This window comes from Dehalogenimonas sp. W (assembly GCF_037094495.1).
In the GTDB taxonomy this organism is placed as follows: Bacteria; Chloroflexota; Dehalococcoidia; order Dehalococcoidales; family Dehalococcoidaceae; genus Dehalogenimonas; species Dehalogenimonas loeffleri.
The window spans coordinates 1-22,420 of sequence record NZ_CP146612.1 but is presented as its reverse complement, the minus strand read 5'-3'; the positions used below and the strand labels follow the sequence as shown (position 1 = coordinate 22,420).

21 protein-coding genes are annotated in these 22,420 nt (G+C 51.6%); 12 read left to right on the top strand and 9 right to left on the bottom strand.

Annotated features, from left to right (window positions below; translation table 11 throughout):
- The first annotated feature begins 51 nt into the window (after positions 1–51).
- Positions 52–1,023, top strand: coding sequence for a uroporphyrinogen decarboxylase family protein (locus V8247_RS00105; RefSeq protein ID WP_338737549.1), 972 nt, complete (start codon positions 52–54; stop codon positions 1,021–1,023).
- A gap of 88 nt (positions 1,024–1,111) precedes the next feature.
- Here the strand turns inward: V8247_RS00105 and V8247_RS00100 are convergent, their stop codons facing one another.
- The 3 genes from V8247_RS00100 to V8247_RS00090 all read right to left on the bottom strand — a co-directional run bounded on the left by V8247_RS00100 (position 1,112) and on the right by V8247_RS00090 (position 4,811).
- Positions 1,112–2,539: a reductive dehalogenase gene (locus V8247_RS00100; protein WP_338737548.1), complete on the bottom strand. Its 1,428-nt coding sequence runs from the start codon at positions 2,537–2,539 to the stop codon at positions 1,112–1,114.
- A gap of 265 nt (positions 2,540–2,804) precedes the next feature.
- Complete coding sequence (locus V8247_RS00095; protein WP_338737547.1) at positions 2,805–4,169, bottom strand: NAD(P)/FAD-dependent oxidoreductase; 1,365 nt, start codon at positions 4,167–4,169, stop codon at positions 2,805–2,807.
- A gap of 75 nt (positions 4,170–4,244) precedes the next feature.
- On the bottom strand, positions 4,245–4,811 hold the full coding sequence (locus tag V8247_RS00090) for a DNA polymerase ligase N-terminal domain-containing protein (RefSeq protein WP_338737545.1): 567 nt from the start codon (positions 4,809–4,811) through the stop codon (positions 4,245–4,247).
- Positions 4,812–4,895: 84 nt separating this feature from the next.
- Between V8247_RS00090 and V8247_RS00085 the strand changes: the two genes are divergently transcribed.
- Positions 4,896–5,669 (top strand): biotin--[acetyl-CoA-carboxylase] ligase, encoded by a 774-nt coding sequence (locus V8247_RS00085; protein WP_338737543.1) that lies wholly within the window; start codon positions 4,896–4,898, stop codon positions 5,667–5,669.
- Positions 5,670–5,678: 9 nt separating this feature from the next.
- Here the strand turns inward: V8247_RS00085 and V8247_RS00080 are convergent, their stop codons facing one another.
- Positions 5,679–6,437: a slipin family protein gene (locus tag V8247_RS00080; protein WP_375340893.1), complete on the bottom strand. Its 759-nt coding sequence runs from the start codon at positions 6,435–6,437 to the stop codon at positions 5,679–5,681.
- Positions 6,438–6,481: 44 nt separating this feature from the next.
- Entirely contained in the window at positions 6,482–6,913 is a 432-nt protein-coding gene (locus V8247_RS00075) for an NfeD family protein (RefSeq protein ID WP_338737539.1), read from the bottom strand.
- 303 nt (positions 6,914–7,216) lie between these two features.
- On the opposite strand from V8247_RS00075, the gene V8247_RS00070 reads away from it, so the two are divergent.
- From V8247_RS00070 to V8247_RS00040, 7 genes are all read left to right on the top strand, one after another.
- Entirely contained in the window at positions 7,217–9,109 is a 1,893-nt protein-coding gene (locus tag V8247_RS00070) for an AMP-binding protein (RefSeq protein WP_338737538.1), read from the top strand.
- 1 nt (position 9,110) lies between these two features.
- Positions 9,111–9,995 carry a branched-chain amino acid ABC transporter permease gene (locus V8247_RS00065; RefSeq protein ID WP_338737537.1) on the top strand — a complete coding sequence of 295 codons (885 nt, stop codon included), beginning with the start codon at positions 9,111–9,113 and terminating at the stop codon, positions 9,993–9,995.
- A gap of 54 nt (positions 9,996–10,049) precedes the next feature.
- Positions 10,050–11,105: a branched-chain amino acid ABC transporter permease gene (locus V8247_RS00060; protein ID WP_338737536.1), complete on the top strand. Its 1,056-nt coding sequence runs from the start codon at positions 10,050–10,052 to the stop codon at positions 11,103–11,105.
- 74 nt (positions 11,106–11,179) lie between these two features.
- Positions 11,180–12,463 carry an ABC transporter substrate-binding protein gene (locus V8247_RS00055; protein WP_338737535.1) on the top strand — a complete coding sequence of 428 codons (1,284 nt, stop codon included), beginning with the start codon at positions 11,180–11,182 and terminating at the stop codon, positions 12,461–12,463.
- 68 nt (positions 12,464–12,531) lie between these two features.
- Positions 12,532–13,323: an ABC transporter ATP-binding protein gene (locus V8247_RS00050; RefSeq protein WP_338739380.1), complete on the top strand. Its 792-nt coding sequence runs from the start codon at positions 12,532–12,534 to the stop codon at positions 13,321–13,323.
- Between the two features lie 30 nt (positions 13,324–13,353).
- The gene (locus V8247_RS00045) at positions 13,354–14,616 is read left to right on the top strand and encodes an AMP-binding protein (protein WP_338737534.1); all 1,263 of its coding nucleotides are present in this window, start codon (positions 13,354–13,356) and stop codon (positions 14,614–14,616) included.
- A 1-nt stretch (position 14,617) separates the two neighbouring features.
- Positions 14,618–15,457 (top strand): ABC transporter ATP-binding protein, encoded by an 840-nt coding sequence (locus V8247_RS00040; protein ID WP_338737533.1) that lies wholly within the window; start codon positions 14,618–14,620, stop codon positions 15,455–15,457.
- Positions 15,458–15,464: 7 nt separating this feature from the next.
- Here V8247_RS00040 and V8247_RS00035 read toward each other — a convergent pair whose 3' ends face one another.
- On the bottom strand, positions 15,465–15,719 hold the full coding sequence (locus tag V8247_RS00035; protein WP_338737532.1) for a hypothetical protein: 255 nt from the start codon (positions 15,717–15,719) through the stop codon (positions 15,465–15,467).
- Between the two features lie 95 nt (positions 15,720–15,814).
- Here V8247_RS00035 and V8247_RS00030 point away from each other — a divergent pair, with 95 nt between their 5' ends.
- Positions 15,815–16,057, top strand: a complete 243-nt coding sequence (locus V8247_RS00030; RefSeq protein ID WP_338737531.1) for a hypothetical protein — start codon at positions 15,815–15,817, stop codon at positions 16,055–16,057.
- 65 nt (positions 16,058–16,122) lie between these two features.
- Here V8247_RS00030 and V8247_RS00025 read toward each other — a convergent pair whose 3' ends face one another.
- Positions 16,123–16,521, bottom strand: a complete 399-nt coding sequence (locus tag V8247_RS00025; protein ID WP_338737530.1) for a PaaI family thioesterase — start codon at positions 16,519–16,521, stop codon at positions 16,123–16,125.
- Positions 16,518–18,035, bottom strand: a complete 1,518-nt coding sequence (locus tag V8247_RS00020) for a cobyric acid synthase (protein WP_338737529.1) — start codon at positions 18,033–18,035, stop codon at positions 16,518–16,520. Before V8247_RS00020 ends, V8247_RS00025 begins: the two co-directional genes overlap by 4 nt.
- A gap of 98 nt (positions 18,036–18,133) precedes the next feature.
- Here V8247_RS00020 and nth point away from each other — a divergent pair, with 98 nt between their 5' ends.
- The gene (gene nth / locus V8247_RS00015) at positions 18,134–18,772 is read left to right on the top strand and encodes an endonuclease III (RefSeq protein ID WP_338737528.1); all 639 of its coding nucleotides are present in this window, start codon (positions 18,134–18,136) and stop codon (positions 18,770–18,772) included.
- Between the two features lie 278 nt (positions 18,773–19,050).
- Positions 19,051–21,372: a PAS domain S-box protein gene (locus V8247_RS00010; RefSeq protein ID WP_338737527.1), complete on the top strand. Its 2,322-nt coding sequence runs from the start codon at positions 19,051–19,053 to the stop codon at positions 21,370–21,372.
- Between the two features lie 12 nt (positions 21,373–21,384).
- On the opposite strand, the gene V8247_RS00005 is transcribed toward V8247_RS00010, so the two are convergent.
- Complete coding sequence (locus tag V8247_RS00005; RefSeq protein ID WP_338737526.1) at positions 21,385–22,167, bottom strand: TatD family hydrolase; 783 nt, start codon at positions 22,165–22,167, stop codon at positions 21,385–21,387.
- Between the last annotated feature and the right edge of the window lie 253 nt (positions 22,168–22,420).

The window sequence follows — 22,420 nt, the reverse complement described above, 5'->3', positions numbered from 1 at the left end:
CGACTGTATCCTTCATGTATAAGAAAATGTTATTTTAGGAGCGTTGGCTGTATGAATAAAAGAGAAAGAATTCAGGCAGTAATCGCCGGACGTGAAACTGATCGGGTTCCGGTGGGTTTTTGGCGGCATTGGCCGGGCGATGATCAAAGACCGGAGACACTGGCCGCGGTAACGCTGGATTATCAGCGACGCTTTGACCTTGATTTTATTAAGTTGCCCGTTTCATCGGTTTATTGTGTCGACGATTATGGCATTACTCATGCCTATCAGGGCAACAGCAACGGTGACCGGGAGTATCTGTCACGAGTTATTTTTCAACCTGAAGACTGGACGGCACTTAAACACCTTGATATCAGGCAGGGGACCTACGGTTGGCACCTGGATTCATTAAAACGCATAATTGCTGAAAAAGACGCTGATACGCCGATTATCGTGACTATGTTTAATCCACTGGCGATGGCCGCTTATCTGGCGGGGGATGAACTGTTGATGGCCCACCTCAGGCAATATCCGGAAAGGGTATCGGCGGCGCTTGAGGTGCTCGCTGAAACCAGCGCCGAATTTATTAAATCCTGTATTGACTTGGGAGCCGATGGCGTATTTTTGTCTACCCGGTTTGCCAGTTACGAAATGATGACGGCGCAAGAGTATCTATCGTTTGGACGTCCGGGTGATTTGAAAGTGCTGAATGCCACCAGTCAAGGCTGGTTCAATGTTCTGCATCTGCATGGGCAGCATCCAATGATGCAATTGCTGGCTGATTATCCGGTTCAGGCGCTTAACTGGCACGATGTTACATCGGACATTGATCTGGAAACGGCAGCCAGTATCTTCCCCGGTGTTCTGATGGGGGGTATTGAACAACAGCAGGCTCTGCCGAACGCGACACCGGAAGAAGTTGCCGCTCAGGGGCGGCAGGCGGTGGAGCGTATGGGCGGCCGGCGTTTGATCCTGACTCCGGGATGTACTTACTCTATCAGTGTGTCGGAATCTAACCTGCGTGCTTTAAGACAGACGGTTTAAACAACGTCTGGAAAACGAGAAGGGGGAGGCTGTACAGCTTCCCCCTTCTTTGGTTTTGCCTGATGGCTCTCAGGTCTTTCTCAATTTTCTAGGCGTGAGTATCAGGTGCATGGATGGTGGTATCAATGCCGTAAATAGGATGTTCGGCTTCCCAGAATTTGGCCGGATCGTGCAGTCCTTCCCCGTAGAAGATATCGTCCATATTCTTGAAGAATCCGTTAAACAAGCCGGTATTGGCAACGGTCATCTGAACCGCTTCGTGTACCGCAGCCACATGGTCCTTGGAGAAGGTGCAGACCGCCAGACATTTGCCTGAAGTACAGGCATCAGGCAACGCGCGATAGGCGGTGCATTTGACTGAATCTTCAAACCACGTTTTGTGACCGGGGTTATTCCAGGGGCCGATGGTCTCCCAATAGGGGTCCTTTTCAAATGACAAGGCACCTTCACCGCAGGCATCGGCGCACTTCATACAGGTGCGGCAGAAGTTGAGATAGCCGGCGTCAATTGGATTGTCAGCGGGTAACGGGAGGTTGGTTAGCATGGTGAAGACGCCGACCACCGGACCGTGTTCCGGAGTCATCAGGCGATTGACCCGGCCCATTTCACCAAGGCCGGCAACGGTTGCCAGCGCCGGGCCGATGCCGATGGCATTGGTGGCGAACTGGCCGACGGCCTGGTAACCCAGGCTGCGGATAAACTCCATGGTCGCGGCCTGAATGTTGACGTTACGCTGGTAGCGGATCTGAGCCATCAACTGGGTCGGGTTCACTTTGAATGACTTCATTGATTCCTGATTGATGATTACAATAGCATGTTTGAAACTGTTGGGTATGCGATATTCAGAAAATGAACTGGATACCACGTTTATAGACGGCTTATCATCGTCAACCCAGATGTTACGCACTTTTTTACGCTGCTCATAATCGTAGATGAATTTCTTGGTATTTGCCTCTTCCAGCTCTACGAAACCAACATTCATGGCACCGACAAACCGCAGGAATGTCCGCAGCATAGCCGCGGCTTCTTCCTTGGTACCCTGCCATTTAGCGACGCCGCGGCCTTCGGGGGTGGTTGATTTCTGTGGGCCCAGGAAGCTCTGGGTGGTAGACTGGTTGGCACCGACATTGCCGGAAAAGGCAAAATCTTTTAAAGACCAGCCGGCACGGCCTTCCTGAAGCCATTGGTTTTCCTTTTCAGATTTCTCGGTACCGCGGCGGTCCCATTCGGTTTGAGGGTATAAATCCAGCTTATAATCATTTGCCCGGCTGCCCCGCAGTGTGTCGTCTTCGCTGTAACGTTTCACCTGATTCCAATCCACTTCGGTGGTCATATCAAGATGATCCCGGGTTTTAATCCACCAGGGTTTCTTGGTGTAGATCTCGCTGGCGGCGGCCATTTCGTCAAGGTCTCTGAAAACCGGGGATGCGGCGGCGGCAACGCCGAGTCCGGCACCGGCCAAACCTATTCCTTTCATGAAATCCCGGCGGCTGACCGTTGGATGATACTTTCCCATGCAAATACTCCTTCTATTTTAAATTTTGCGGTGGTACACCAGTTACAGGTAGTAAGAACCATTATCATCCATGTGTCGCTGTGAATTTTACACAGACGAAATAGTTCATTTTTACTACATTTAAATTGTACGACGAAATATGCCTGAGCGGTATCCGCCATCATGCTTAGAAAGCATTAGAGTATGGTAACCAAGGGGTATATTCAGGGTTAAACGGGGCAAATATTGATAGCCCGCAATCGTAAAAAGCCCAGGTTGAGGATTGTTAGCCCTGAGCCGCCTGGCAGGCATAGCGAACCCCTTCCGACAGGGTGGGGAAGGCATGGAAGGTCCCGCCTATATCCTGAATTGTAGCCTTTCGGATCATGGCCGCAGCGACTTCGTGTATCAAAGAAGAAGCCTCATTGCCGATGATATGGCCGCCTAAAATCCGGCCGGTACCGGATTCCGCAATAATCTTGATAAAGCCTTCGGTTTCATCGGCGGCCATAGCCCGGGTGAGGTCGGCATAATTGAAAGTTCCGGTGCTGACCTTGAACCCTTGTTCCTTGGCCGCCTGTTCCGTGAGCCCGACACCGGCAATCTCCGGGTCACTGAACGTGGCGTGGGGCAAAATATCATAATTCAATGACCTGCCGGAATTATTCAACGCATTCTCCACCGCAACTCCGCCCTGTTCCCAGGCGACAAAAGTGTATAAGGCGATGCCGGTCACATCCCCGGCAGCCCAAATATGCCCGGCGCTGGTACGGAGATTATCATTAACCATGATGCCCTTGCGGGTGAAGTCCACGCCCGCATCCTTTAAGTTTAAATCGTCCAAAACCGGCCGGCGGCCTGTTGCCACCAGAATCTCGGAAAATACTTCCTGAAATTCCTGACCCTTGCCGTCAACTCCGCTTATGAGTTTACCGGAAGCGGTGGTTTCAATCTTGGATATTTTGACTGCTGCTGATACCTTGATACCGGCCTTTTCAAACAAAACCCGGGCGGTGCTGGAAATGTCAGCATCTTCATTTGCCAGTAAGCGGTCCGCAGACTCAATGATATGCACCTGCCCGCCGAAGGCGTTGAATATCTGGGCGAATTCAACCCCCACCGCACCGCCGCCGATAATGGCGATGCGCTCCGGAATTTGTTCCAGTTGCAGGGCGGTGACGTTGGTCAGGTACCCGGTTTCGGCCAGTCCGGGAATGGGGGGGACAGAAGGGGCGGAGCCGGTGGTGATTATTATCTTGTCCGCCCTGATCAGCGTATCCCCAACCTCTACTTCATGCGGTGACCTGAAACGTGCCTGACCGCGGTATAATCTGACGCCTTTCGCTTCCAGCTTGCGGTCCCGGCCCTGGGAGATATTATTGATAAAGTCGTCCTTGGCGGCTTTAACTTTGGCGTAATCGGCGCGGACATCAGCATCCGGCAGACCGAAGAATGCGGCATTATTCATTCTTTTATAGACGCGGGCAGCATGGACCAGGACTTTAGTCGGAATACAGGCGTTATAGACGCAGTCGCCGCCGACCCGGTCCTGTTCAACGACGGCTATGGAGTTAACCGCGCCGATTGCTTTGCCGGCGGCAGTTTCCCCGGCGGTGCCGCCGCCGATGATTAAAAGTTCCACTGAATCCATGATTATTCCCCTTAAGATATTGTTGTAAATTTATTATAGACCGGCTGATTTTGAGGCCAAAATTAGCAGATTTGTTTAAGTGATTTCTTCCAGGCTGCGGCCGGTCAGGGCTGAAGTTGGGGCTTCGGTGAGAATATCCCGGGTTTCAGCATATTCATCTTTCATCTTAAAAAAGAGCCAGCCGCGGGCGGTGCGGATCAGTGCAAAGAGACCCTTTAATTTTTTGCCCTGCAAAAAAACCTCTATCCGCCCGGCCTGGAAAGCCTCGGTCATGGACAGCGGTTTTTCTTTGGTGGCTTGGATATTTTGATAGCTCCCGAAGTCCCAGACCATGACTGTCCCGCCGCCGTATTCGCCTTTTGGAATTGTGCCCTCAAAGTTGGCGTACGCCATCGGATGATCCTCGGTCGGCACAGCCAGGTGTTTGATTTGAGGGTCCAGGGAAGGTCCCTTGGGGACAGCCCAGCTTTTAAGCACGCCGTCAATTTCCAGCCGGAAGTCGTAATGCAGTCGGGAAGCATCATGTTTTTGAATCACAAACACCGGCTTATCCGAGGTTGTTTCGGCTTTGGGCGGTGGCTCGGAGGTGCGTTGAAAATCACGTTTAGCCCGGTATTGGTTCAGCTTGTCTTCGTCAGTCATAAATTCTGCTCCTGAAAACTATTATCAGTCCGCTTAGGTCTTGTGTCAATGGAAGCTGAATAGTCCCGATGTTATACTTGTGCCATGGCTGAGATTAATCAAACAAATGTAGAACGTGCTTTAGGCGGCTGTCGCTGGGTTCAGCATATCCTAACCTATGACAACGTCAATTCAACCATGGACGTCGCCCGGGAAGCAGCCACATCTGGAGCGCCTGAAGCCACCGTCGTTATGGCCGCCTGCCAGTCCCGAGGGCGGGGGAGACTGGCCCGTTCCTGGTCATCGCCGGAAGGTTCGCTGTCTCTATCTATTTTGCTTTATCCGTCGGAGGATAAACTCCAGTCGTTGACCATGATGGCCGGATTGGCGGTAGCCCGGGCTATTTCAGACGCGGCTCTAATACAAGTTGACCTTAAATGGCCTAATGACCTGCTTATCAGAGGCAGGAAAGTTGGCGGCATTCTGGTAGAGAGCGGTTATGTCGAGGGCCGGCAATTCGCGGTTATCGGCATCGGCATTAACGTGAATCTGGATGCCATGAAGTTCGCCGAGATCGCCGATATTGCCACCAGCCTGTCGGTAGAATCGGGTGCCGAGGTTGATGTTCTGAAGTTATTACGGGGAATTATCGTTGAAGCGGAAGCCTTGTATGTCAATTTTAATTCCCAAGGCATATATAACGAATGGCGTCAACGATTGGTTACTCTGGGTTGCAGGGTCACGGCGGTTACCGGCAAGGCAATTATAGAGGGTCTGGCTGAGGACGTTAAAATGGACGGGTCTCTAATCATACGGTCGGACGACGGCCGCAGTCATAACATCATTGCCGGCGATGTCATGCTGCGGCACGTCTCCTGAATTGAAACACTATTCCTTCTTGTTGCCTTCCACATGCTTCATGAACATGCTGATTAAGTCAATCGGAACCGGGAATATCAGGGTGGAGTTGCGTTCAGAAGCAATCTCCGTCAAGGTCTGGAGATAACGCAGTTGCAGGGTAACCGGTTCCTTGGCAATCACCGCGCCGGCCTCGGAAAGCTTGGCCGCGGCCTGGAATTCACCTTCGGCATGGATGATCTTAGCCCGGCGTTCACGTTCGGCTTCAGCCTGGGCAGCCATTGAGCGGCGCATCGTTTCAGGCAGCTCAACTTCTTTGATCTCAACGGTGCTGACCTTAATACCCCAGGGATCGGTGTGTTTATCAATGATATCCTGAACAATGTCATTCAGTTTATCCCGTTCAGCAAGGAGTTCATCAAGCTCGGATTGACCAAGCACGTTACGCAAGGTGGTCTGGGCAATCTGTGATGTTGCCCGGATGTGGTCCACGACCTTCACCACCGAAGACTGCGGGTCAACCACCCGGAAGTAAATCACTGCGTTGACTCTGACCGTTACATTGTCTTTAGTGATAACCTCCTGCGCCGGCACGTCCATAGTGACTACGCGGAGGTCTACTTTCACCATTCGGTCAATAAAAGGTATAAGCAGGAACAAACCTGGTCCTTTGGCTCCTATTAACCGCCCGAGCCGGAAGATAACGCCTCGTTCGTACTCGCTGACTACCCTGATGCTCATGGCCATTAAAACAATCAGGAAAAAGAATACGATGAGCCAGGGCACCATGGCATTGATGGTTGCTTCATCCATGTCAGACCTCCGTCAAAATATTATTTAGTTACCCTTAAATTTAACCCGTCCACGGCGGTGACCGTAACGGTATCCCCAATGGCGGCGGTTCCTTCCGGCAGAACCGCTGTCCAGATTTCACCTTCAATGAAAACGGTACCGGTTGGTTTCAATGGAGAACGCACCTTGGCGGTGAGCCCGATTAATTCTTCGCTGCCGGTGGCGATTTTTTGGTGGTGAGCCGCTGCGACACGGCGGGCTATAAGAATGGTTGCTGTCAGTGACAGGATAAGAATCAATGCCAGCAGGAAACCGGTTACCCACGGTGCTACGGCAAAATCAAATAACAGAATACCGCCTAAAATCAAGGCGATTAAACCGGCAGCGGCGAACAGTACATAACCGGAAGTTAATGCCTCTGCGGCAAACAGACCAATCGCCACGGCAATCAGCAGGATACCGGCAATATTCATTACTGCATCCTCCTCTCTGAGGTTCAGCTTGTCTAAATATAATTATACCACCCACCCAAACCGGCTGTCAGTATTCATTGAGTCTTAGTTCTTAAGTCATAGCAGATTTGACAGGTATTATGGCGTATGTTACTCTTACCGCGCTATGGTATTTTTTGACAGGCACAGCTTTAAATTCGCCTTTACCAAGCGCACCAGAGTGCGCTTGGGCGGGTCGAATACAGACTAAAATACTTAGAAGGCGAATTTAAGACCACCTCCCAAGCGGGGGTGGTTTCTGTTTATGGGGGTAGAAGCAACCAGGTGGATCCACAGACGGTACCGGGACTAATAAAAAGAAATGCCGAACGCTGGCCGGATAAAACCGCCATGTGTTATAAGGATTTTGGCGTCTGGCACCGCTATACGTGGCTTCAATATTTCCAAAAAGTAAAATATTTTTCGCTGGGGTTGATCGCCCTGGGTTTGAAGCGGGCTGACGTGGTAGCCCTTATCGGCGACAATGAGCCGGAATGGTTTTGGGCTGAATTTGCGGTACAGGGCGCCGGGGCTATTCCTACCGGCATTTATGTTGATGCTGTACCTGAAGAAGTTAAATTCGTGGTCAATCACTCCGGTGCCTCTTTTGCCATTGTTAATGACCAGGAGCAAGCTGATAAGTTCCTGGAAATTCACGCTGAAACCCCACAGCTAAAAAAGGTTGTCTATTGGGATCCCAAAGGTCTGAAGAATTATGATGATCCGCTGCTGATTAGTTTTCCCGAAGTGCTTGAGCTGGGCAAAGCATTTGAACGGGAGCACCCGGAAATGTTTGAAGAAAACCTCAACCGGATTGACCCTTCCGACACCGCCTTTATCTACTACACCTCCGGAACCACCGGTCAGCAAAAAGCCGCTATGTTGAATCACCGCGCGCTTATTGCCACCGCTTCCGGATTTGTTACCCGGTATCCGTTGGATGACAAGAGTGACCTCATCTCCAACTTTCCCGCCGCTTGGGTCGGCGACAGTTTCTTTGCCACCATTCCTCACTTAATATCCGGTGCCCGGCTGAATTTCCCGGAGGAACCGGAAACAATTGCTGCTGATACCCGGGAAATCGGACCTCATTTCGTTATCTACGGTCCCCGGCAGTGGGAAGGCGTGGTTTCTGACATTCAGGTCAAGATGATGGACGCTCATCCGTTCAAACGGTTGGCTTATCGGACATTTTTACCAGTAGGTTATCGTCTGGCGGAGGCCCGGTTGTCAGGTAAGGACCCCGGGGCGATGTGGAAGGTGCTGGGTAAAATATCAGACGGTCTGATGTTCCGGCCACTTAAGGATCGACTAGGCTTGTCCCGCGTTCGTTGTGCCGTTACCGGTTCATCAGTTCTTGCGCTGGATACCTTTAAACTCATTCATGCTATCGGCATTGAACTGCGGCAAAATTATGCCAGCACTGAAGCCGGTTTTATTTCCTCCCATTCCGGTGGGGAGATTGCCTTTGAAAGCGTCGGGAGACCGGCTTTGAACACCGAGGTCCGCCTGACTGCTGAAGGGGAGCTGTTTGTCCGTTCAGACTGTATGTTCTCCGGTTATTACAAGGACGAAGCCAAAACCGCCGAGAGCTTTGCGCCGGGCCGCTGGTTCCGCACCGGTGATGCCGTCAATATCAATTCGGATGGGCACATAATATTTTTGGATCGTCTGAAAGATATGGGCGAACTTAGGAGCGGGGTCAAATTCGCCCCGCAGTATATAGAGGGGCGTCTCAGATTTTCACCATATATTAAGGACGCGATGGTGCTGGGGGACAAAGACAAGGATTTTGTCTCGGCCATTATTAATATTGATTTTTCCATGGTCAGTAAATGGGCCCAGAATAACCACCTCAACTTCACCACTTACGTTGACCTTTCTCAGAAAAAAGAGGTGGCCGACCTCGTTACCAAAGATATTGCCAGAGTCAACGGCTTTCTGCCGGAACATTCCAGAGTCAGGAAGTTTGTTATTTTACATAAGGAATTTGATCCGGATGAAGCTGAGCTAACCCGCACCCGCAAGCTGCGCCGGGGCGCCATGTATGACCGCTACAAGGAACTTATAGAAGCCATGTATGGTGAACACCAGGAGGTCAAAGTTGAAGCGCCGGTCACCTATCGTGACGGCCGCAAGGGTGTCGTGACCACATCAATCAAGGTGAGGGAGCTTTAGTATGGCTGACCTGATGCAATTCGTACTGACCGGTATTACCGTTGGTCTGGTCTACTCTTTGATCGCGCTGGGTTTTACCTTTATCTGGAAATCATCCAGCGTCGCCAATCTGGCCCTTGGGCAGATGGTGTTACTATTTTCCTGGATTGCTTATGGTACGATGCACCAAGCGGGTATGCCGTTCTGGCTTGGACTGCCGGTGACTATTGCCGCTGCGGCCACGATGGGGTGGATACTGGAAAGGGTTGTGCTGCGGCCCCTTATCGGGCAACCGATACTTTCGCTTATCACTGTAACTCTGGGTGTGGCCTTTATTTTTGAAGGTCTCGTTTCTATGTTCTGGCCTATATCCACGGCGGCTATGCCGAAATTCATTCCGGATGAACCGGTGCAGATATTCGGTGCTGTTGTATCCCAGGAATATCTGTGGGCGGCGGGTATTGCGCTGGTATTATTCGTCCTGGTCAGCATTTTCTTCCGTTATCACAAAATGGGGGTGGCCATGCGCGCTACAGCTGATGACCAGATGGCGGTGTGGGCCTGCGGCATCCCTGTGACTAAGATTTTCTCGGTTTCCTGGATGTTCGCCGGTGCCTTGGCGGCAATCGGCGGCGTATTGATGTCCAGCATTGGCGGCATTACCCATGGTCTGGTGGAAACCGGCCTGAAGTCATTTTCGGTGGTTATTCTCGGCGGGCTTGACTCCTTCCTTGGTGCCATGGTCGCCGGGCCGATTATCGGTTTAGCCGAGAATCTTGGCGGCGGCTATTTAACCCAATACACCTGGCCGGGAATTAAAGACGTTATCCCCTTCATTATTATCATAATCGTATTGTTCATTAAACCTTACGGCTTGTTCGGGCAGGTTCGTATTGAAAGGATATAGCCGGTTGTCAATTATTTTCAATAATATATCCTTCGTAGAAAGGTTAAGCCATTCATGAGTACCGGTCTGCCTTGCGGCACGCGAAACTTTAACTACGCCAAGGATATGGCTATTTTTCGCACCAGGACTCATTGGGCGCTGCTGATAATCGGGTTGCTGGTATTGTTTACTGCTCCAATGTATTTATCAGTATATTGGCTGGGTGTTGCCAACCTGATTGGTATCACTATTGTGGCGGCCACCGGTTTGAATATTTTGACTGGTTACTGCGGACAACTATCAGTGGGTCACGCTGGTTTTATTGCCGTCGGCGCCTTTACTTCGGCAGTAATGACGGCCAAATTAGATTTGCCCTTTTTAATCGCCTTACCGGCTGCCGGGATCATGGCCGGCTTAATCGGAGTAATTTTCGGCGTGGCCTCGCTTAGAGTCAAAGGCTTTTATCTGGCCATTGCCACCATTGCGGCGCAGATAATCATTTTGTGGGTTATCAGTCATCTTGAGATTACCGGGGGATTCACCGGCCTCAGCGTACCGCGGGCAGAGATATTCGGCATTACCTTCCGTTCGCAGGCCAGTCTTTTTTTCCTGATTTTTGTGGTGACTGTTATGGTTGTATTTTATGCCAAGAATTTAGCCAGAACCCGGCTTGGCCGGGCGTTTGTAGCCGTTCGGGATAATGATTTGGCTGCCGAAGTTATGGGCATAAATCTGTTCCGATACAAGTTAATCGCCTTTTTTATCGGCTGTTTTCTTGCCGGCATAGCCGGGTCATTGACAGCTCACTGGATAGGGTTCGTCAGTACCGAACATTTCTCCATCACAGATTCAATCTTGTATGTCGGCATGATTATTATCGGCGGGGCGGGAACCACACTGGGTCCTGTATTAGGGGTGGTCGCCATTCGTCTGCTTCAGCAGGGAGTTACCATGGTATCGCCGGCATTGGAATCAGCCCTGCCGGATGCACCTTCTGGTTTTACCGCCGGTTTGGCGCCTTTGGTTTTCGGTCTGGTAATCGTCGTGTTTTTAGTACGTGAACCCAGAGGCCTGGCACACCGCTGGCAACTCTTCAAAGCTTCCTACCGGCTATGGCCGTTTTCTCACTAAAGTTGGAGGTTTGGAATATGTGAGCAGCGTAAATTGGAAGTCACAGACACAGAATAGTAGAAAGGGGATTTCGCATGATTAGCAAGAATTGGTTATCAAAATTATCAGTCATCTCTCTTATCTTGATCCTGGTTGGCCTGCCGGTATTAGCGGCCGGTTGCGGCGATGGTAACGGTGACCCTGATCCGACTGAAACGGTGAAGCAACCGCTGAAAGTCGGTATCATGTATCCACAAACCGGTGCCGCAGCCTCCAAAGGGCAGCCGATGGCAGCCGGGGTTTTGGACGCTATTAAATATGTCAACGAAGAACTTGACGGGGTTTTGGGGCATGAGATTCAGGTGGTTAGTAGAGATAATGCCTACGAATCTTCTAGAGCCACAACAATAATTAATGAATTTATTTCTCAGAATGTCCTGATGTTCACCACTCAGGCTTCGGCCATGATGACTCCGGTAATGAATATCGCCAATGAAGCCGGGTTGCCGGGCTTTACGGTGTTCAGCTCCCCGAATATCACTCAACCTGCCCAACATATTTATGCTCAAATGCCTGATTATGGTGATGGTTGGGCGATTTTTGCCAAATACTATATGGAAAATGTCTGGCAGGGCACTGGTAAGCCGAAAATGGCACTTATGTTGCTCAATAACCCCACAGGTTCCGGTGCCAAAGATGCGGCGGACAAATTAGCCGCCGATTTGGGCATAGAGATTGTGGATATTTCCACCCATACAGGCACTACGTCGGATGAAACTACTGCTCTAACTACTATCGCGTCTAAAAATCCTGATGTCATTTTTATCTCCAGTACGCCTGCGCCTACTTCTGTGATCATCAAAAATATCAGAACACTTCAGGCTAATCAAGCTAACCCACGGCTGACCGGAATTACCATCGGCTGCGGGCACGCAAGCTTTACCAGCGAAATGATAGCGCTGGCTGGCGCCGCAAATGCTAACGGCGTATTGGGTGTCTTCCCCACCGTTAGCTGGGGCGATAATGTTGCCGGTATGGCAAAAATGACCGAATACGTTAACCAGTATCACCCGGCATATAAAGACAATATGGACTATATCACCGCCTGGGCAGAAGGTTTATTGATTGCCAAAATTCTGGAAACAGCTATTCAAAATACTCCCGGAGGGGCCGCAAATCTGACACCTGAAAATGTTGAAAAATATGGTATTCAAATGCTGTCTAACTACGACGTTTCGGGGCTGCACGGCCCGGTAAACTATACCCCCGGTGACAACCGTTTAAGCAAAGCCATGCGGGTTTTTGAAGTCGCCGGAGGAGCTATCATTCCGAAAACCGATTGGATTAATGCCGTTTACATTGACTACGGATTTAGTTAAAAATACCAAAGGCAGGGGGATTACGAACATCCCCCTGCCTGGCGAACTGGTTGGAATTATCTGATATCATGCTTAAACTGAACAATATTGAAGTCGCCTACTTGAATGTTATCCGGGTTCTTCACGGCGTTTCGCTATCGGTTCCGGACGGTCAGATTGTCACCTTGCTGGGGGCTAACGGCGCCGGCAAAACCACTACTTTGAAAGCCATTTCCGGCCTGTTGCACATTGAAGAAGGTGAAGTCACCGACGGTAACATTGAATGGGACGGCGAACGCATTGATAAGAAGAATCCGGAATACATCGGACGGCTCGGATTGGTGCAGGCACTGGAAGGCCGACGGGTTTTTGAACACCTGACTGCTGAGGAGAACCTTATGGTCGGGGCCTTTAACCGTACCAACCGGCAGGCGGTCAAAGATGACCTGGAAATGGTTTACAATTACTTTTCCCGTCTGAAGAATTTGCGCAACAATACTGCCGGCTATCTCTCTGGTGGTGAACAGCAGATGGTAGTTATCGGTCGGGCGATGATGGCGCGGCCTAAACTGATGATGCTGGATGAGCCTTCGCTCGGTCTGGCGCCGATGATGGTGGACGAGATTTACTCCATTATCAAACGTTTTAATGAAGAACAGCAGACTTCTGTGCTGCTGGTAGAACAGAATGTCCGTATTGCCCTGTCCATTGCCCATTACGGCTACGTCATGGAGAGTGGCCGGGTGGTTTTGGACGGCACGGCGGATTTCCTGCAGAACAATGAAGACGTCAAGGAATTTTATATGGGGCTGTCCGCGGTAGGCCAGAAAAAGAGCTATCGCGACGTCAAGCATTACAAACGGCGCAAACGCTGGTTATAATTATTGCGGTAAATCACCACAAGGTATTTGATGAAACAACATTACGATAAACTGGAATCAATGAGGCCGGAGGACCGGCGGGAATATCTGGACAATCGGCTGAAAAAGGCGGTGGCCCGGGCTTACCGCGGCGCGCCGGCAGTTCACAAGATGATGAAAGCCGCCGGAGTAAAACCGGCGGCCATAAAATGCGCTGCCGATCTGGTAAAACTGCCCATCACCCGTAAGCCGGATTTAATTGAACAGCAGCAAAATGACTTGCCGTACGGCGGTTATTACATCGGCCGACCAGAGGATATTGAACGCATTTTTATTTCGCCGGGGCCGGTTTATGAGCCTCTGCATTCACCCAAAATTGAGTGGTTTGCCCGTTCTTTCTGGGCGGCCGGTTTCCGCAAAGGGGATATCGTTATCAATACCTTTACCTATCACCTCTCTCCTGCCGGTACATTGTTTGGTGAGGCGCTCCGGCAATGCGGCGCAACGGTTGTCGTCGCCGGTGCCGGCAATACCGACGTGCATATCAGGACGATGAAGGAACTTAAATGCAATGGCTTTGTCGGTACGCCCAGTTATTTGATGGGCCTGATTAACAAGGTTCAGGAAACCGGCGATTTTAAAAAGGACCTGAAAATCAAAAAAGCCTGGTTTACCGGCGAAATGCTGTCGCCGTCAATCCGCCGGAAACTTGAGGCTGACTACGGTATTGATACCTATCAGGTCTATGCCGTTACCGAACCGGGCGGTGCGCTGGCCTATGAATGTGCTGACAAGTCCGGTCTGCACCTGATGGATGATTACGTCATTGAAATTGTTGATCCGGCCACCGGACAGCAGTTGCCGCCGGGCGAAATCGGCGAAGTTGTAGTCACGCCGTTACATAACCCGCATTGGGGTTTGCTGCGTTTCGGCACCGGAGACCTGTCTAAACTCATCGTTGACCAGTGCGCCTGCGGGCGCACCGCACCCAAACTGGTCGGCCTGCTGGGCCGCAGTGGTGAAGCTGTTAAAGTGCGCGGCATGTTTGTCGTGCCCAAGCAGGTGCAGGAAATGTTAGGTTCTTTTGCGGATGCCGGTCGTTTTCAACTGGTTGTAAGGCGTGACGGCAATCGGGACTATTTGACCCTGCGGCTGGAAATGGCAGCGATTTCTGAGACCGGTAATCTTAAGCCTGAAATCGCCCGGGCGTTCCACAACTCCTGCGTGGTCAAACTGGATGATTTAGAACTGCTGGCGACGGGAACTATTCCCGCCGACGCTAAAATAGTCATTGATGAACGGAAATGGGATTAGCATGACAGACACCCTTGTCAAACAACAGAATCCGGTTAAGGTCAGCATGCGTAACATCACCCTGTCTTTCGGCGGTATCACCGCCTTAAAAGATGTTTCCGTGGACATTCGGGAAAATGAAATTCTGGCTATTATCGGGCCTAACGGTGCCGGCAAGACCTGTCTGTTGAATTGCCTTAACGGTTTCTATAAGCCGCAAAAAGGAGAGATTATTTTTGAAGGCCGGGATATCAGGGGTATCCGCCCGGACAAGGCCGCCAAAATGGGTTTGGCGCGCACCTTTCAGAATATTGAGCTTTTTTCCGGCTTAACCACGCTGGAGAATGCCATGGCCGCCCGCCATGTCTTCATGAAACAGAATCTGCTGACCGGCGGGCTGTACTTCGGCCCGGCCCATAACGAAGAAATAAAGCATCGCCGGGTGGTGGAAGATATCATTGATTTTCTGGAGATAGAGGCGGTACGCCATCATGTAGTCGCCTCGTTGCCTTACGGCATGCGCAAACGCATTGAATTCGCCCGCGCCCTGGCGCTGGAACCGAAAGTGCTGCTTTTGGACGAACCGATGGCCGGCATGAACAGCGAAGAAAAAGAAGACATCGCCCGGTTTATCGTGGATATTTTTGAGGGTCAGGGTGAATGTTATCCGGATACGCCGGTACTCCGTGACGGCCTGAATACCATCGTCCTGATTGAACATGATATGGGCGTGGTCATGGATCTGGCGGATCGCATCGTGGTGCTGGATTTTGGTCGGAAAATCGCTGAGGGCACTCCGGAAGAAATCCGCAACAACCCCCAGGTTATCTCAGCCTATCTGGGCCAGAGCGCCAAACACTGATTCAGACTTAGTCTTCTTCAGCTATTATCCGGTCGCGATAGTCGGTGATCCGGCGGCACATCGGGCCTTCGCATTTAGGGCTGAACCCCAGTTTGCGAGCCTTTTTTTCCATATCCGCCAGGGTCTTTTTATCCGGTGAGCCGTATTTGTCATAACTGGCGCATTTCGCCGTGCCGTCTGGATTGACCATGATGGTAATCTCATCGTCCACGGCTTCACATTTAATGGTGGTGGCGGTCAGTTGCCAGGTCGGTTTATTCATCAAGCGTATTATATCATATCTTTTCAGCCGGGATAACTGACTTTTGTTGATTTCCTGCGTTATATGAGGTGTAAGGAATTCACCGGAGTAAGCAGATGGAACAGCAACAGTATTACAAAAAACAAGACTCGTCTTTCAGCATCGCCGCCGCAGTTGACGCCAGGGACCAGGGGGTTTCAATGATGATCGGGGCCGCCATGGTGTTCGGTCTGGCCGCCGGCGGTCTGGCTATCGGTTATGTCTCGCCGTTCATCCAGTGGCTGGTCACCGGAACTCTCGGCGTTCTCGGCACGCTGTTAACCGTGTCGGGTATTGTCAAGGTGCTAAGCGGGCGTTAAACCGGCGGCTTTAACTTTGCCGTATACAAACCTTTGCCGATGTATTCCTGGATATCGCGATTATGTTAAAGCGGTATGCCGGTTCCCGTCGCCCGGGCGATGAGTTTGCCAGTGGCGTCTTCAACGCTAATTTCGGCCATGATTGCCCGCTTGCCGGCTTTGACCACCCGGCACTCTGCGGTCAGCTCGGAGTCCGGGTAGGCCGGGTTCAGGAAATGGGTATTGAATTGGGCCGCCACTGTCGGGTAATGCAATGCATTAACGGCATAGCCGAAAGCTGAATCAGCCAGGGTCACAATAATTCCGCCGTGTACACTGCCCACGAAGTTCGTAAATTCGGGCTTGAGCGTCAAACTGACTTTGGCGTATCCGTCGTCCAGTTCAACCAGTTTGATGCCCAGCAATTGCCAGGCCGGCTCAACCAGACTCCCCTGACGCAGCTTCTCAATGTTCTCCTGGCTCAAGTTTTAATACCCTCGTTCAGGATGCGGTAAATGGCGTCCATGTCCACCGACTGTCTGACCAGGTCGGCCAGGGCGTCATAGTGCTTCTCTTTGTCCAGCGGCGCGTCATAGACGCGCTCCGGCAAGCCTTTGCGCCGCCGCAGGTTATTCATCAGACCGCGCCGGAAGCCGTGGCTCTGAAAGATACCGTGGATATAGCTGCCGAAAACCGTACCCGCCTCGTTGACGCTGCCGTCAGGATAATCCGCGCCGCCGTCCTGAGTTTCGGTGATGCGGAAGGGGCGGTCGGGGCTGACCGTCCGGCCCATGTGGATCTCGTAGCCGCCGATAATCTCCCCTTTAAGTCCCGCCAACAGTCCGCGGTCCTCAGTGATCACCCCTTTAACCTGGGTAGTCGCTTTGGTGGCGGCAAAAGTGGTCTCAGCATTGATCAGGCCCAATCCTTCAACGGTGTCCTGCTCTGATTCCACATGATTCGGGTCATGAATCAGTTTGCCCAGCATTTGATAACCGCCGCAGGCACCGAAAACCGGAGTTCCGGCTTTGGCTCGTTTAATAATAGCGTCCGCAATTCCGGACTGCCGGATAGCCAAAAGGTCCGGCACGGTAGTCTTGGAGCCGGGAATGATAATCAGGTCCGGGCTGCCCATTTCATCCGGCCGGGTAATATAACGGATATTAGCTCCGTCTTCTTCCAGAGCGTCAAAATCATCATAGTTGGAAATCCGCGGGATGCGGACAATAGCGACATCCAAATCAGCCGTGGAATCTTTATTTTGCCGTTCATCCAGGTACACCGAGTCTTCCTGCGCCAGCAATATGTCGCGGAAATAGGGCACCACGCCCAGCACTGGCCGGCCGGTTTTGTTTTCCAGGTAATCGTTGGCATCTTTGATTAACGTGACATCGCCGCGGAACTTGTTGATCAGGAAACCTTTGACCAGCTTGCGTTCTTCTTCGTCCAGTATTTCCAGCGTTCCCACGAATGAGGCATACACCCCGCCGCGGTCAATATCACCCGCCAGCAGCACCGGTGAATTGGCCAGTTTCGCCATGCGCATATTGGCAATCTCGCGGGACTTCAGGTTAATCTCCGCCGGTGATCCAGCACCCTCAATGACGATAATGTCGTAACGTTCTTTGAGGTAATCCAGAGACTCTTTAACTTTACTCAGTAAAAATTGCGTATGCTGATAATAGGCGGCGGCGGAGGTATTGTTGTACACTTTGCCGTGCAGGATAATCTGAGAGCGTGAATTAGCCTCCGGTTTTAACAGCACCGGGTTCATGTGGATGCTGGGGGCTATTCCGGCTGCTTCTGCCTGCATGGCTTGTGCCCGGCCTATTTCGCCGCCCTCCGGCGTTACAAAGGCGTTCAGCGCCATGTTCTGGGACTTAAACGGCGCCACTTTGTAGCCATCTTGTTTGAAGATGCGGCACAGCGCTGCCACCAGCACGCTTTTGCCCACGTTGGATGATGTGCCCTGGATCATAATCACTTTTGTTTCAGACATAATCGCTATTATAGCAATTACCGTGCCCGTGGTATAGGTTTAATTGAGTGGACGCAATCGTTCTTGTCAAAATGATGTTATCGGGTTAAACTTGGTTTATGACTGACAAACCCGCAGATATTGTTGAGACTATTAAGCGGCTTAAGAAGGCCTACGCTCAGACCGTGATTGCTCTGAATTTTTCCAGCCCGTTGGAATTATTAGCCGCCGTTATTCTGTCCGCCCAGACCACCGATGCCGCCATCAATTCCGTCACCCCGGCGCTTTTTACCCGGTATAAAACACCCCGGGATTATGCCGAGGCCGACATAACCGAACTGGAAACCATCATCAAGCGCAGCGGTTTTTATCACAATAAGGCTAAAAGCCTTATCGGCATGGGCCGGACGCTGGTGGAAAAGTTCAACGGTCAGGTGCCGCAGACCATGGCGGAGCTGATTCAAATCCCCGGTGCGGCACGCAAGACGGCCAACATCGTGCTGTGGAATGCTTTCGGAAAAATTGAGGGTATCGCGGTGGACACCCATGTGGCGCGTCTGTCGCAGCGCCTGGGCTTCACCATTCAGAAAGACCCGGTAAAAATTGAAAAAGACCTGATGCAACTGGTACCGCACGATGAATGGGGCCGCTTTCCGCACCTGATTCAGAACCACGGCCGCGCCGTCTGTTTTGCCCGCAAGCCCCGGTGCGCCGAGTGCTTTCTGAACGATATCTGCCCCTCGGCGTTTAAGGTGTAATCGGGCCGAACCGATTCATCATCGCGCGTCACCTTGAAGGCTCGGGAATCACTCTCCTTGGTCCGGTCTCATAACCACAGGCGTAAACCATGGCGCAAATGGCCCACACGGGTCACCATGAAGGCTTTTCCGGCTCATAAATTGATACCAATTAATATAAATAAATGTTATAATGCGCCTTCGGTATTAATCAAATCCGTTGTAACATAGACCTTAAGTATTAGTACCCGATTTTAAGATATTTTCAATACTTTGCGGCAGAGGTGGCGAGGCTGGATATGACACCCGATAGTTCCGGTTATAATTCACTTGAAAAAGCTCAAAATACCGGCGGAAGTGATTATTCACATATAAACGTTGAAGGCTTGGATATAGGCCGGTCACTTGATGCCCTACCGTTTTATGTGATGCTGATAGATGCCAATCATCGTATCTTATTCGCTAACAACACCATGTGCCGGGCGCTTAAACTTGATGCCAAAGACGTTATCGGACGGTACTGTCCGCAACTGGTTCACGGTGTTGACCACTTTAAATACTGCCCGTTGCAACAGGCGATCGCCACCGAAAAAGGCGTTGAGATTGAGGCGTTTGATGCCTTCCATAACCGTTGGTTGAAACCGGCTATTTATCCTACCGGTCAATTCACGGATGAAGGGGAGCCAATCTTTCTGCATTTGACCTATGACATTGATGATCAAAAAAAGGTGTCGCAGGAGTTGGAGCTGAAAGCGCGCCTTTTGGACGCCGCCACTGATTCAATATTCTTAACAACTCCGGACGGCCAGATTATTTATGCCAATGAAAATGCTTTCAAAACCCGGGGTTACACCCTGACTGAACTTATCAGCCTCAACATTAAGGCGTTAAGACCGCCAAACGCGTTGACTACCTGGGAAGAAAACCGTCGGAAAACAGTTAATTCCAACGAAGTTATCTATGAGACGTCCCACCAGCGTAAAAACAACGCCGTCTTTCCCGTTGAGGTTCATGCTCAGACCATCAGGCATGACAACCAGAAAATGGTTTTATCGGTCGTCCGCGACATCACCCGGCGTAAAATCGCTGAGTGTGCGCTTAAGAACATTGAGGAGCGGCATCGCACCATCCTGATGACCGCCCTGGACGGTTTCTGGATGACGGATCTTGACGGGCGCCTGCTTGAGGTTAATGATACCTATTGCCGCATGAGCGGCTACAGCATGGAAGAGCTGGAATCCATGAAGGTTTCTGATCTTGAAGCTCACGAAACAATTGATGAGACAAAAAAGCGTATCCAGCATATCCGGGAATACGGTGACGCCCGTTTTGAAACTCAACACCGGCGCAAAGACGGCAACATTTACGACGTGGAAATCAGTGCCCAGTATCGCCCGGTTGATGACGGCTACCTGGTGGTGTTCATTCGGGACATCACCGATCAGAAGTTGAAGGAAGCCGAAAACCGGCGCCTGCGGGAAAAGTCTGAGTTATCCGGTCGTTTAGCGGCTATCGGTGAAATGGCCGCCGGTATCGCGCATGAAATAAACAATCCTTTGACCAGTGTTATCGGCTTCGCCGAACTGCTGTTGCTGGAGGAAAACCTGCCGGAAAACGCCGCGGCTGAAGTAAAAGTCATTTATGAAGGCAGCCAGCGAGTCAAAGACATCGTCGCCCGGCTGCTGACTTTTGCCCGGCAGTCAAGCCCCGAAAAAATACACACTGATTTAGCCGAAGTTATTGACAATACCATCGGCTTGCGCAGCTATGTCCTGAAAACCTCCAATATTCAGGTGGTTAAACGCTACGCCCCGGATTTACCCCGGGTCAAGGCAGATCCGGGACAACTACAACAGGTATTTCTGAATCTTATCGTCAATGCTGAATATGCCATGAAACAGGCCCGCAACCAGGGCACGCTGACCCTCACCACCGAACAATATGGTGATAACGTGCGGGTGTTGGTGACCGATGACGGCACGGGTATAGATGAACAGATTCAACAGAGCATTTTTCAACCGTTCTTTACCACCAAAGACACCGGTGAAGGTACCGGGTTGGGGCTGAGCCTGTCCTTCGGCATAATTCAGGAACACGGCGGCTCCATCCGGGTAGAGAGTCAGCGCGGTCACGGCACCACCTTCGTTATTGAATTGCCGGCGGCGCACCATCCGGCCGGACAATTGGCGACGGCACCGGTGGTAGAGAACCGTCGGTCGGAGAACAAAGCCCGGTTTCTGGTAATTGACGATGAACCCTTCGTTAGAGCCTTAATTCAGCGTCTCCTGGTCCAAAACGGGCATGTGGTGGAGGAGTGTGATGAGGCATCGCGAGCCCTGGACTTACTGGAGCGCAATAATTATGACGTGGTGCTATTGGACATCCGCATGCCCGGTACCAGCGGCATGGAGCTTTACGATGCCATCTGCGCCAGATGGCCGTGGCTGGCCGGCTGCGTCATTTTTATCACCGGAGACAGTTCGGACGTTGTTATCCGGGATTATCTGAAAACAATCAGTATTCCGGTAATTTCCAAGCCGTTCAATCGCCGGACGCTGGAAGCCGCGGTGGATAGTTTATTGTTGAAGCTGGATAAGGGTAAATCGCCGGCTGCCGGGTAAAAAGGCGTTACCTCAGCCTGTAAGCCGGAACAACCGCGTCACATTCTCTGTCGTCGCCCGTGCCAGTGCTTCCATCGTAATCCCACGGATATCCGCCAGCGCTTCTGCTGTCTGCATAAGGTACGCCGGTTCATTGCGCTGCCCCCGGTATGCCTGAGGCGGCAGAAACGGGCAATCGGTTTCCAGCAGCAATCGTTCCAGCGGAATCTGACGGTAGATGTCATGATTCTTTCGGGCCGATGGATAGCTGACATAACCGCCCAATGCGATATAAAAACCGGACTCCAGGTAGCTATCGGACGTCGCCGTATCCCCGTTGAAACAATGAATTACGCCTTTGGGATGAACCGGATTGGCCGCCGCCCAGGCCGACAGCAGCGGCGCCATCGCTTCATCAGCCTCACGGCTGTGGATGATTACCGGCAAGCCGGTCTTAACCGCCAGGTTCAGGTGAAAATCCAGCGATTTCCGCTGTTCCGCCTCCGAGAACGGCTTGTGGTAAAAATCCAGCCCGGTCTCACCTATCGCCACCACTCCGGGGCTTGTCGCCAGTGCGGCCAGTGCGGTCAGATTTTCGTAGGTGGCCGTGGCGCTGTCGCAGGGGTGAATACCCACCGACGCGAAGACATTTTCGTGCGCCGCCGCCAGCCCCACCGCTTTGCGGCTGGACTCCAGATCAATGCCGATGGTAATGATTTTCGCCACGCCTGCGCCCGCCGCCCGGCGCAACACCACGTCAAAATCGGGGGCAAACTCCGGCAAATCCAGATGTGCGTGAGAATCAATGAGTTTCATTGTCGTAATTATGACGGAACACCGGCATCCGGTTCAATACACTGGAACCGAATACTGCCAACTCTTACCTGTCACTGCGAGGCTGCGCCGAAGCAGTCTCGGTCCTCTCATCTGATACCTGACGGCTGACCGCTGATAGCTCGCCCCCCCCGTCATTGCGAGCCTGCTGCGAAGCAATCTCGGTACCCTTATTCAAATATTGGAAATTGGTAGTATTTCACTAACCCTGCAAGTATAGCCTGACAAAGTTCTT

Bases quoted from the DNA above. Each gene is read 5' to 3' on its own strand.
- V8247_RS00105 (WP_338737549.1), top strand. From the start codon at position 52: ATGAATAAAAGAGAAAGAATTCAGGCAGTAATCGCCGGACGTGAAACT.
- V8247_RS00100 (WP_338737548.1), bottom strand. From the start codon at position 2,539: ATGGGAAAGTATCATCCAACGGTCAGCCGCCGGGATTTCATGAAAGGA.
- V8247_RS00095 (WP_338737547.1), bottom strand. From the start codon at position 4,169: ATGGATTCAGTGGAACTTTTAATCATCGGCGGCGGCACCGCCGGGGAA.
- V8247_RS00090 (WP_338737545.1), bottom strand. From the start codon at position 4,811: ATGACTGACGAAGACAAGCTGAACCAATACCGGGCTAAACGTGATTTT.
- V8247_RS00085 (WP_338737543.1), top strand. From the start codon at position 4,896: ATGGCTGAGATTAATCAAACAAATGTAGAACGTGCTTTAGGCGGCTGT.
- V8247_RS00080 (WP_375340893.1), bottom strand. From the start codon at position 6,437: ATGGTGCCCTGGCTCATCGTATTCTTTTTCCTGATTGTTTTAATGGCC.
- V8247_RS00075 (WP_338737539.1), bottom strand. From the start codon at position 6,913: ATGAATATTGCCGGTATCCTGCTGATTGCCGTGGCGATTGGTCTGTTT.
- V8247_RS00065 (WP_338737537.1), top strand. From the start codon at position 9,111: ATGGCTGACCTGATGCAATTCGTACTGACCGGTATTACCGTTGGTCTG.
- V8247_RS00060 (WP_338737536.1), top strand. From the start codon at position 10,050: ATGAGTACCGGTCTGCCTTGCGGCACGCGAAACTTTAACTACGCCAAG.
- V8247_RS00055 (WP_338737535.1), top strand. From the start codon at position 11,180: ATGATTAGCAAGAATTGGTTATCAAAATTATCAGTCATCTCTCTTATC.
- V8247_RS00050 (WP_338739380.1), top strand. From the start codon at position 12,532: ATGCTTAAACTGAACAATATTGAAGTCGCCTACTTGAATGTTATCCGG.
- V8247_RS00045 (WP_338737534.1), top strand. From the start codon at position 13,354: ATGAAACAACATTACGATAAACTGGAATCAATGAGGCCGGAGGACCGG.
- V8247_RS00040 (WP_338737533.1), top strand. From the start codon at position 14,618: ATGACAGACACCCTTGTCAAACAACAGAATCCGGTTAAGGTCAGCATG.
- V8247_RS00035 (WP_338737532.1), bottom strand. From the start codon at position 15,719: ATGAATAAACCGACCTGGCAACTGACCGCCACCACCATTAAATGTGAA.
- V8247_RS00030 (WP_338737531.1), top strand. From the start codon at position 15,815: ATGGAACAGCAACAGTATTACAAAAAACAAGACTCGTCTTTCAGCATC.
- V8247_RS00020 (WP_338737529.1), bottom strand. From the start codon at position 18,035: ATGTCTGAAACAAAAGTGATTATGATCCAGGGCACATCATCCAACGTG.
- nth (WP_338737528.1), top strand. From the start codon at position 18,134: ATGACTGACAAACCCGCAGATATTGTTGAGACTATTAAGCGGCTTAAG.
- V8247_RS00010 (WP_338737527.1), top strand. From the start codon at position 19,051: ATGACACCCGATAGTTCCGGTTATAATTCACTTGAAAAAGCTCAAAAT.
- V8247_RS00005 (WP_338737526.1), bottom strand. From the start codon at position 22,167: ATGAAACTCATTGATTCTCACGCACATCTGGATTTGCCGGAGTTTGCC.